Genomic DNA, 10,532 nt, shown 5'->3' with positions numbered 1-10,532 from the left:
CTGGCCGCCTTTGCCCTCCTCATGACCGGCGACACGAGCGCTGCAGCAGCCGACTTTGCGGCCGCCCTGGCCCGCAACGACACCGACCCCCTGGCCCACTTCGGCCTGGGTCTGGCCCTGATGCGCCAGGGGCAGACCGAAGCCGGCCGCCGCGAGGTGGAGATCGCCGCCCTTCTCGACCCGGCAAACGCCGAGCTGCGCAGCTACCTGGGCCGCGCCTACATGGAGGAAGCCCGCAGCAAGGTGGCGGGCGACCAGTTCGACCTGGCCCGACGCCTTGACCCGGCCTCCCCCACGCCCTGGTATTTCGACGCGTTCCGCCAGCTACGCGAGGGCGAGCCCTTGGCCGCCCTGTACAACGGAGAACAGGCCCTGGCCCGCAATGCCAACCGCTCGGTACTGCGCTCAGGCACCCTTCTCGACCAGGACCGTGCCGCCCGCAGCGCCAGCCTGGGTGCCGCCTACCAGCAGTTGGGCCTGACCGCCCCCGCCCAGGGCGCCGCCATGAACGCCATCGAGGACGACCCGGCCAACCCCGCCGCCCACCGTCTGCTGGCCGACGCCTACGCCGACATGCCACGCTTCGAAGGCGCCCGCCTGTCCGAACTGCTCCAGGCCAACCTGCGCCAGCCCATCGGCCAGTGGCCCCAGGCCCCCCAGTTCGTGATGCCACCCCTGCCCATCTTCGACGGCCCCCGGGCCGTGTCGCCCGACGAGGCCACTGCCTTCTTCGAGCGCAAGCCCACACGCTTTGCCGCCACTCTGGGCGGCGGCAGCCACAGCGCGATGGCCACCAGCGCCCTGCTGTCCCACGCCTGGGAGCAGGGCCAGGTATCCTTCGGCAGTTTTGACTACCGCTACGCTGGCCTCACTGAGGCTATCGCCGACACCCACCTGGCCGGCAGCCGCCTCGACGCCCGCCTGCTGGTCGCCCCAGGCACAACCCTGCTGGCTGAAGCGCGTCACACCGAACGCCATGGCGGCGCCCAGTACCAGAACCTGTTCGACGGTCAGGCGACCAACCTTCTGCACCGCAACCTCAACGACCTCGGCCGCATTGCCTTGCACCACGAACTGGGCAAGGGGGATGAGATCCTCGTCGAAGCCAACACCCAGCGCTTCCGCGAACTACAGAAAGACTTTCTGCAGTTCCGCAGCCAGGCCTTCGGTCTCGATCTCGACATCAACAGCGAGGCGCTGGAGCAACACCGCACACGAGGCCTGTCGGCCCTGTACACCCGCCAACGCGAAAAGCTCGGTCTGAGCGTCGGCGCCACTGCGGCCAGACTGTCGGGCAAGCAGGATATCGGCGCAACCATGGCCCTAAGCATGGACCCGCGCATCGTACTTGACGTAATCAAACTGCCAACCCGGACCCTCAGGACGGACCGGGACACCGCCTTCGGCTACGCCCAGTGGCGGGTCACCCCAGCCCTGACCCTGCATGGCGGTGCCGACTACGTGCGTTTCGAAGATACGGGCCGCAGCCAGGCCGAACGCATCAACGGCAAGCTGGGGGCCGTGCTCAGGCCTGCTACTGGCACCACCCTGCGGGCCGCTATCCTCCAGGGCGTATCCGGCTCGAGATATGACGCGGAAAACCTGGCTCCGACCCAGTTCGCCGGTTTCAACCAGGTTTTTGACGACATCTCCGGAACCCGCTGGCGGCGCGCAGCGGTTGCCGCAGAGCGGCACCTGAGTGATCAGCTAAGTGGCGGACTGGAAGCCTCCTGGCGCTGGCTGGATGCCCCCATGGTTGATTCGGGCGCCAGCAACAGCTACCACCTGGAAGACTGGAAGGAAAGTCTTCACCGGGCCCACCTGGCCTTTCCCTTCGGCCGGCGCGCCTTGCTCAGCGCCGAATGGCGCCGCGAGAACATCCGCTATGAGGGCGGCAACAAGCTGGTGCGTGACACCCCCTGGAAAGTCGACACCGATCTGCTGCCCTTGCGCCTGTGGTTGAAAACCGGCCGGACAGAAGTACTGCTCGAACACTGGCTGGTGCGCCAGCGGGCCAGCCAGATTGCCAGCACCGGGGCAGAATCCGATGCCCGTTCAACCTTCACGGTAACCAACCTGCGCCTGTCCTTGCCACTGGTCCCCCAACGTGTAAATGCCAGCCTGGGCGTATATAACCTGTTCGACCGTGATTTCCGCTTCCACAACACGGATCTCAACGGCGCCCCCCGCGTTTCCCTGTTCTACCCGCAGCGCACCCTCATGCTCCAGGGGCAGCTGCACTTCTAACGCACTTCATTCCACAGGAGATCGTCATCCATGCGGCAGCGTCCCCCAATCCTGCAACCAGCTCTGCTGACCCTGAGCCTGCTGGTTGGCATCACTCTCCATCTCCCAGCCCAGGCAGCCGGCAAGCTCGACCGCTTGGCGCCAAGTGTCATTGCCCCGGGTGACATCACCGGTGCGATCATTTTTGGCAAGAACGGCGAGGTCATTCCCCTTGACGCAAAAGGCAAGCCCCTGGCCCCCTGCGCCATGCCCCGCGGCACAGGCCCGGACGCAAAGAAAAGCTCGCTGCCGGAATGCCAGTCCGGCTCGGCGTCGGAGGCCAACGGGCCCAAGCCGAAAGCGGCTGGCGTACCTTGCGAAGGCTACTACCTCATCTGGATCGGTGGTTACCCGGTAAAGATTTGGTTTCCCGTCGGCTGCACCCCACCGTGAGCGTCACGGAACGGATACTCACGTAAGAGTGCAGAGGGAAGCCGGCCAGGCTTCCTTTTGCATTTCGGGCGATGGCGAGGGGTTACAGGGGATGGCACTGCAATGCCGGCAATCGCTCGCTGCAGCTACTTCGAACACGGGCCCACATCACCTGAAGCAGGTCGATTTCGTCAGGGATAGCGTCGAGATCAGCGTCGGAGCGGACCGCATCCCGACATGCTGCCTCGGTACATAGGGGGCACGGGTTGGGGCAGCGGAGGATGGATGCGGTGGCCATGGCGAGGGACTCCCGGTCAGACGGATCACAAGCCGGAAAGGCCCACCGAAGGCTTACACAGCTCGACCCGCAAGCTCACAGTCTAGGCAAAACCGACGCCCAACGAAGCCCCGAAAGACACTCCAGGGCTGTGACGCGTGTCACTCAGTCGCGACTCTTGACGACTGGGCGGAGTTTCAGGGTGTTGGCGATGCGCTCGGCAATGGCCCGTGCCTCAAGGGCCGAGGTGAAAGGGCCTAGCTGAAGACGGTACTTTCCCTCGCTGGCGAGTACCGAGACGGAGGATCTGAGCCACTGCAGTTCGTGCTCCACAAAACCCTTGAAATGCTCGGCGTTGACGGAGCTGGCAAAGGCGCCAAGCTGCAGGAAAACCGGTTCGCTGCCACGCCCTGCGGGAGCAACGGAAGCCGTCGCCACCGGGGCCGGGGCCACCACTACCGGGGCCGATGCGACCGTAACCGCCTGGGGAGCCTCGGACACGGGCGAGGTCTCCGTGACCACGGCAGGAGGCGCGGGACGGGCGACGGCTGCCGCCACCTGGGCCGGCGGGGCCCGACGGATCGGCGGCACCTTGCGAGCCGGACCCACCATGGCCACGCCCTCGGGCAGCATCAGGGCCACTTCGACACTGGCATGTCCGCTGTCAACATAGCCAAGCTTGTAAGCGGCCGCGTAGGAGAGATCGATGATGCGGCCAGGGTGAAAAGGGCCCCGGTCGTTGATACGCACGACCGCTGAGCGCCCGTTGGCCAGATTGGTGACGCGAACATAGCTGGGGATCGGCAGACTGGGGTGAGCAGCCGTCATCGCATACATGTCAAAGCTGTCGCCGCTGGACGTCTTGCGCCCGTGGAAGGGCTTGCCATACCAACTGGCGACGCCTTTCTGGCGGAAGGAGCTGCCGCTGTTGCCAAGGGCCACGCCATGCCCCAGGGCATAGTCGCCCTTTTCGAAGCGGGGGGCCTCCAGCGGGACGGAGGCTTCATCCGCACCGTCATCGGGGCTCTCGTAACGGAAGGCACCACTGAAAATCTGCTTGGGTGACCCTGGCTTGAGGCTGGACTGGAATACCGGTTCAGAGGAGTCCTGAGCGTCTGCGGCAGCGGTGCAGGCGGTGGCTACGCACCCCACCACGACCAGAAGGCGAGACAGGACACGACAAAGGGCTGCGGGCCGTAAACCGGCTCGCGGGTGTTTCGCTACAGGTTGCATGACGCTCTTTCCTGTTCGGGCGCGCGCGTCAGGCGCGCGCGGGTTCAGGTGCCTACCCGGCGCCGGTGTCGCTGTATGCTCATGAGCATACCGACACCCAGGCACAGGGTCACGAGTGCAGTGCCACCGTAACTGACGAAGGGTAACGGGACCCCGACAACGGGGAGAATTCCGCTCACCATGCCCATGTTCACCAACGCGTAAGTAAAGAAGATCAGCGTCAGGGCGCCGGCAAGCAGGCGCGAGAACAGGGTCGGGGCACCAGCGGCTATAAAAAGGCCGCGAAAAATCAACAGGATATAAATTACCACAAGAATGAGTGCGCCGACCAGCCCGAATTCTTCGGTGAGCACGGCGAAAATGAAGTCGGTATGGCGTTCAGGCAGAAAATCCAGATGGGTCTGAGTCCCGTTGCCCCAGCCCTTGCCGACGACGCCACCAGAGCCGATGGCAATGGTGGACTGGATGATGTGGAAGCCCTTGCCGAGGGGGTCGGAAGTCGGATCGAGCAGGGTGCACACCCGGTGTTTCTGGTACTCCCTCAAGCCCGGCCAATCCACCCCGGGCTGGCAGATGGTGTCGCCCATGATCACGATGGAGGCGATAGCCGCTATGCCAACCACGGCCACCGGCAGGATCAGGCGCCAGGTAAGGCCCGCGAAGAAGAGCACAAAGAAACCCGAGGCCGTCACCAGGATCGCCGTACCCAGATCGGGCTGCTTGGCGATCAGCCCGACCGGCAGCAACAGCAGACTGATGGCGATCAGGAAGTCACGGCCGCGGATCATGCCTTCGCGACTCTGGAAATACCAGGCCAGGGTCAGTGGCATGGCGATCTTCATGAGCTCGGAGGGCTGGATTCGGGTGATTCCGATGTTGAGCCAGCGCCGGGCGCCCTTGGAGACGTCGCCAAACAAGGCCACTGCAACGAGCAGAACAATACCGATTACATACAACGGCAGAGCAATGCTCATCATGCGCTGGGGCGGAATGCGCGCGGCCGCCCACATCACGAGGAAGGCCACTGCCGTGTTGACGGCCAGCGTGCCCAGACGCTCCGGCGACGCGCTGACCATGATCACGGCCGAGTAGGCGGTGAGGGCCAGAACCAGCAGCATCAGAGGGCCGTCAAGGGGCGACAGCAGGAAGCTCAACCACTTGCGCGGATCGAGACGCGGATTCATTCGGCAACCTCCGCAGACTCTTCGGCGGCCGGATCTTCGGGAGCAATGCCCGCAGGCACCTTGCCGAGCAGATAGTAGTCGAGGGCCTGGCGGGCGATGGGCGCGGCCGACTGGGCACCGAACCCCCCGTTCTCGACCAGCACGGCCAGGGCAATCCTCGGCTTGTCGGCCGGTGCGAAGGCGATGAACCAGGAGTGGTCACGCAGGCGCTCGGCGATCCGCCCCTCCACGTACTTGCCTCCACGGAGCGAGTAAACCTGGGCCGTGCCGGTCTTTCCACCCACCTCGTAGGGCGCACCGGCAAAGGCGCGGGCACCGGTACCGGCCTTGTTCACGCCGACCATGGCGCGCTTGATGAGGTCGATGTGGGCCTGTTTGAGAGGGATGGTACGCAAGGGCTCGGGTTCGATGGTACGCCGCTCGCCGGTCTTGGCATCCACCACGTGGCGGGCGATGTGGGGGCGGTAAAGCACGCCGTTATTGACCAGCGCGGCGAGGCCCTGGGCCATCTGCAGCGGGGTGTAGGCGTTGTAGCCCTGGCCGATGCCCACCGAGATGGTCTCGCCGCCAAACCACTTTTGCTGCTCGGGCTTCTTGAAGCGCTTCTTCTTCCACTCCGGTGAGGGCAGCACGCCCTCGGCCTCCCCGGGCAGATCGATGCCGGAGCGCTGGCCGAAGCCGAAGGGGCGCATGAACCCGGCAATGGCATCAATGCCCATGTCGTTGGCCAGCATGTAGTAGTAGGTGTTGCAGGAGACGACGATGGATTTGTAGAGATCGACGGCACCATGCCCACCGACCTTGTCGTCCATGAAGCGGTGCCCGCCGAAGTTGAAGTAGCCCGGATCGGCGAGGGTCTGGTTGGGAGTGCGTTTGCCGGTGGTGAGCGCACCGAGGGCCATGAAGGGCTTGAAGGTGGAGCCCGGCGGGTAGGCGCTGTAGATGGCGCGGTTGAGAAGCGGCTTGTCCTGGTCGGTGTTGAGCTGGTCCCAGTCCTGGGGGGCGATGCCGTCCACGAACAGGTTGGGGTCGAAGGTGGGGGTGGAGGCCATGGCCAGCACGCCACCCGTGGAGGGCTCGATGGCCACCAGGGCGCCGCGCCGATTGCCGAACGCCTTTTCAACGATCTCCTGGAGCTTGAGGTCAAGGGTCAGGACCACATTGTTGCCGGGAATGGCGGGGGTGCGGCGCAGCAGGCGCACGGCACGACCACCGGAATCCACCTCGACTTCCTCAAAGCCGGTGATGCCGTGGAGATCCCGTTCGTAGCTCTTTTCGAGGCCGGACTTGCCGATGTGGTCGGTGCCCCGGTAGTTGGCGGCGTCTTCGCTCTCCTCGATGCGTTCGAGGTCGCGGTCGTTGATGCGGCCGATGTAGCCGATGACATGGGAGGCGAAGCTGCCCATGGGGTAGTCGCGGAACAGCCGGGCCTTCAGCTCGACCCCCGGAAAGCGGTAGCGCTGGGCGATGAAGCGGGCCACCTCTTCATCCGACAGGCGGTTGCGCAGGGGCAGGGATTCGAAGCTCTTGGATTCGTCCATGAGCTTCTTGAGGCGCTTGCGGTCCTTGGGCTGGATGTCCACCAGCTTGGACAGCGCCTCGATGGTGGCGTCCAGATCGGCCACTTTGGAAGGGGTGATCTCCAGGGTGTAGGCCGAGTAGTTGCGCGCCAGCACGGTGCCATTGCGGTCGGTGATCAAGCCGCGGTTGGGAACGATGGGCACCAGGGAGATGCGGTTGTCTTCGGCGCGGGTAGAGTAGTAGTCGTAACGCACTACCTGCAGGTAGAAGAAGCGCGCCGCCAGCAAGCCAAAGCCGATCAGGGCGACGATGCCGGCCACGGCCAGACGGCCACGGAAACGCGCGAGTTCCTGCTCGGGGGTGCGGATAGCGGCCATGAAGGGTCAGATGGGCCGGTTGTCGTCCCGTTCCATGGGCTGGTACTGGGGCAGCAGCAGCACATAGTGCAGGGGAATCCACAGCACGGCTGCGACGAAAGTGCCGAAGAACATCCACCAGCCGGGAAACTCTGCACCCGCCATCAGGCGCACGATGACCATCACCACCTGGGACAGGAAGAGCAGGGGCAGCACGTGCAGGGCCTGCTCCACCGGGGTAAACCACAGCACCCGGCGCGACAGCTCGTTGGCCGCATAGGCCACCAGCACGTAAGCAAAGGCATGTTGGCCGAGGGCCGCGCCCACACCAATGTCGGTGAGCAACCCGAACAGGAAACCTGCGCCGATACCGATCTTGAGGGGTTCACGCACGCACCAGAAGGCCAGCACCAGGGCCACGAAATCGGGCACAGCAGGCAGATGGCCGGTGGGAATGTAGTTGAGGAACAAGGCAACGAAGAGGGTGGTGTAGACAAACCACATCTTCACCGGCAGCAAAATACGACGGGAGCGGTTGGTGGGCTGCACAGATTACTCCTTGGCGGACCGGGCCTTGCGGCCCTTGAGCTTGCCCACCACCGGCTCGACCTCGGGCGGCCGCGCGGGCAGGCTCTCCCGATGGCCGAGGACCAGCACGTGGGTGAAGCGCTCGACACCGGCGGCCGGCAGGCAGGGAATGCGGGCAAAGGTCTGGGCCTGGTCGCGCTCGACCCGCGCCACCGTGGCCACCGGCAGACCGGCCAGGAAGACGCCATCCAGGCCCGAGGTGACGATCTTGTCACCGGGCTGGACGTCGGCGTTGGCAGCCAGGTAGCGCAGTTCCATCAATCCGTCACCAGAGCCGAACAGCACGGCCCTGAGCCCGCTGCGCACCACCATCACGGGGATGGCCTGGTCCTTGTCGGTGAGCAGGGTGAGCTCGGACTGCATGGGGAAGACACGGGTAATCTGGCCGACCACGCCGGCATCGTCCACCACCGCCTGCCCGGCCTCGATGCCGGCCTGGGCGCCCTTGTCGAGGATGACCTTGCGCGAGAACGGATCCTTCGCGGTGTACATGATTTCGGCCACGGTGGACTTCACCGGCTGCCGCTCACGGGCCTCAAGGAGAGTGCGCAGGTGGCGGTTCTCCTGCTCAAGCTGTTCCAGGCGCAGCAGACGCTCACCCTCCTTCAGTTGCTTGCTCTTGAGTTCCTTGTTCTCGATCTGCAGGCGCACCAGGGAAGCAAAGTAGTCGGACGCGTTGCGCACGAAATCTGCTGGCGTCGCGGCAGCCATCTGCAGGGGATAAGCGAGCACCGACAGCCCCTGGCGAAAGGCATCCAAGTAGCGCAGCTTGAGGTCGCTAACCAGCAGCGCCAGGGACAGCACCAGAAAGAACACGAGCTTTGCCAGCGGCGCAGGCCCGCGTTTGAAGAAGGGGGGAGGAGAATGGCCGACCATGGGACGGATCGCTCAGGTCGATCGGCAAATGGCGGCACCCGGGACTCGCCCGGGTTGTCGGCGCCGGCAGGCGAACGAAGCGTTCACTGCCGAGGCCCTGGCCGCCAGGCCGGCTTTATTCGCTGGTGAAGATGGAACCGAGCTGGTCCATCTTCTCGAGGGCCATGCCGGAACCGCGCACCACGCAGGTCAGCGGGTCGTCGGCAACGATCACGGGGAGACCGGTTTCTTCCATCAGCAGGCGATCGAGATCGCGCAGCAGCGCGCCACCGCCGGTCAGCACCATGCCACGTTCGGCAATGTCGGCACCAAGTTCGGGCGGGGTCTGCTCCAGGCCGATCTTGACCGCCGAGACGATCTGATTGAGGGGCTCGGTGAGGGCTTCGAGGATCTCGTTGGAGGAGATGGTGAAGGCGCGGGGAATGCCCTCGGCCAGGTTGCGGCCCTTGACTTCCATCTCCTTCACTTCGGAACCCGGGAAGGCCGAACCGATTTCCTTCTTGATGGACTCGGCGGTGGTTTCACCGATGAGCATGCCGTAATTGCGGCGGATGTAATTGACGATGGCTTCGTCGAACTTGTCGCCGCCCACGCGGATCGAACCCGCGTAGACCATGCCGCCCAGGGAGATCACGCCCACTTCCGTGGTGCCACCGCCGATATCCACCACCATGGAGCCCGTCGCGTCGGCCACCGGCATGCCGGCACCGATGGCCGCGGCCATGGGTTCTTCGATGAGATAGACGTTGCTGGCGCCAGCGCCGAGGGCAGATTCACGGATGGCACGACGCTCGACCTGGGTGGAGCCGCAGGGCACACAGATGATGATGCGCGGGCTGGGGGAGAACAGGCGGGTGTCGTGAACCTTCTTGATGAACTGCTTGAGCATCTGCTCCGTCACCGTGAAGTCGGCGATCACACCGTCCTTCATCGGCCGGATGGCGGTGATGTTGCCCGGCGTCTTGCCCAGCATCTGCTTGGCCGACATGCCCACGGACAGGATGGTTTTCTTGGCGTTCGGCCCGCCTTCGGTGCGGATCGCCACCACGGACGGTTCGTCGAGGACGATGCCCTTGCCGCGAACGTAGATCAGGGTGTTGGCGGTGCCGAGGTCGATGGCGAGATCGTTCGAAAAATAGGAGCGCAGGGAACCAAACATCGGAGAAAAATCCCGGAAAAACCGTTAGGAGGGGTTGGGAATTGGGGCAACAGAATCGCTTATGATAACCTACAAACCTTTGTCGTTTAAGCAACTTTGTAAATTACCATGTCCCTCTCCCTTGACGAAGTCCGCCACATCGCCAAGCTCGCCCGCCTCGAACTCGCCGAGGGTGATCTGGCGGCGACCCAGGCCAAACTGAACGGTATTTTCGGCCTCATCGAGGAGATGCAGGCGGTGGATACCGACGGGGTCGAGCCCATGAGCCACCCCCAGGAACTGGCCCAGCGCCTGCGCGAAGACCGTGTCACCGAAAGTGATCGCCGCGCCGCCTTCCAGTCCGTCGCCCCCCAGACCGAAGCCGGGTTGTATCTGGTACCCAAGGTCATCGAATAGGCCCAGCCACTCCCCACATTGGCCGGCCGCTACGGCGGCGCCCTCCATACCGCTCCACGCACAGCCCACGCACCATGATCGACTCCAGCCTCAAGGACATCGCCGCGGCCCTCCGCGACAGGAAAGTCTCCGCCGTCGAACTCGCCACCGAGAGTCCCCCATTTATCCGGTGTCGGCTGCACGCGGCTCCATTCAATAGATAAGCGATGCGCATTCTGTCCCGTTTCAGCGGCGCGATCAAAGTCCTCACGCCAGCGTCCATTCCACCAATCGGCAGCCAACCC

At 64.5% G+C, this 10,532-nt stretch carries 9 protein-coding genes; 3 read left to right on the top strand and 6 right to left on the bottom strand.

The window, feature by feature from the left end; translation table 11 throughout:
- Together J0L98_RS19925 and J0L98_RS19920 are read left to right on the top strand one after the other, a co-directional pair.
- Nucleotides 1–2,247 (top strand): tetratricopeptide repeat protein (locus J0L98_RS19925; protein ID WP_296413759.1); only part of this gene is annotated, 2,247 nt, incomplete at its 5' end.
- Between the two features lie 30 nt (nucleotides 2,248–2,277).
- The gene (locus J0L98_RS19920; RefSeq protein ID WP_296413757.1) at nucleotides 2,278–2,679 is read left to right on the top strand and encodes a hypothetical protein; all 402 of its coding nucleotides are present in this window, start codon (nucleotides 2,278–2,280) and stop codon (nucleotides 2,677–2,679) included.
- 421 nt (nucleotides 2,680–3,100) lie between these two features.
- On the opposite strand, the gene J0L98_RS19915 is transcribed toward J0L98_RS19920, so the two are convergent.
- From J0L98_RS19915 to J0L98_RS19890, 6 genes are all read right to left on the bottom strand, one after another.
- The gene (locus tag J0L98_RS19915; protein WP_296413754.1) at nucleotides 3,101–4,168 is read right to left on the bottom strand and encodes a septal ring lytic transglycosylase RlpA family protein; all 1,068 of its coding nucleotides are present in this window, start codon (nucleotides 4,166–4,168) and stop codon (nucleotides 3,101–3,103) included.
- A gap of 44 nt (nucleotides 4,169–4,212) precedes the next feature.
- Entirely contained in the window at nucleotides 4,213–5,352 is a 1,140-nt protein-coding gene (rodA, locus tag J0L98_RS19910) for a rod shape-determining protein RodA (protein WP_296413752.1), read from the bottom strand.
- Nucleotides 5,349–7,250 carry a penicillin-binding protein 2 gene (gene mrdA, locus J0L98_RS19905; RefSeq protein ID WP_296413749.1) on the bottom strand — a complete coding sequence of 634 codons (1,902 nt, stop codon included), beginning with the start codon at nucleotides 7,248–7,250 and terminating at the stop codon, nucleotides 5,349–5,351. The genes rodA and mrdA overlap by 4 nt, the downstream gene beginning before the upstream one ends.
- Before the next feature lie 6 nt (nucleotides 7,251–7,256).
- A complete protein-coding gene (gene mreD, locus J0L98_RS19900; RefSeq protein WP_296413747.1) occupies nucleotides 7,257–7,778 on the bottom strand; it encodes a rod shape-determining protein MreD in 522 nt (173 codons plus the stop codon).
- A 3-nt stretch (nucleotides 7,779–7,781) separates the two neighbouring features.
- Nucleotides 7,782–8,693, bottom strand: a complete 912-nt coding sequence (mreC, locus tag J0L98_RS19895) for a rod shape-determining protein MreC (protein WP_296413745.1) — start codon at nucleotides 8,691–8,693, stop codon at nucleotides 7,782–7,784.
- A 115-nt stretch (nucleotides 8,694–8,808) separates the two neighbouring features.
- Entirely contained in the window at nucleotides 8,809–9,852 is a 1,044-nt protein-coding gene (locus J0L98_RS19890; protein ID WP_296407110.1) for a rod shape-determining protein, read from the bottom strand.
- Nucleotides 9,853–9,960: 108 nt separating this feature from the next.
- On the opposite strand from J0L98_RS19890, the gene gatC reads away from it, so the two are divergent.
- Nucleotides 9,961–10,248: an Asp-tRNA(Asn)/Glu-tRNA(Gln) amidotransferase subunit GatC gene (gatC, locus tag J0L98_RS19885; protein WP_296413743.1), complete on the top strand. Its 288-nt coding sequence runs from the start codon at nucleotides 9,961–9,963 to the stop codon at nucleotides 10,246–10,248.
- The last annotated feature ends 284 nt before the right edge of the window (nucleotides 10,249–10,532 follow it).

It is taken from the genome of Zoogloea sp. (assembly GCF_017302315.1).
Lineage (GTDB): Bacteria > Pseudomonadota > Gammaproteobacteria > Burkholderiales > Rhodocyclaceae > Zoogloea.
The sequence above is the reverse complement of the archived record's forward strand: the minus strand, read 5'-3'. Positions and strand labels throughout refer to the sequence as shown.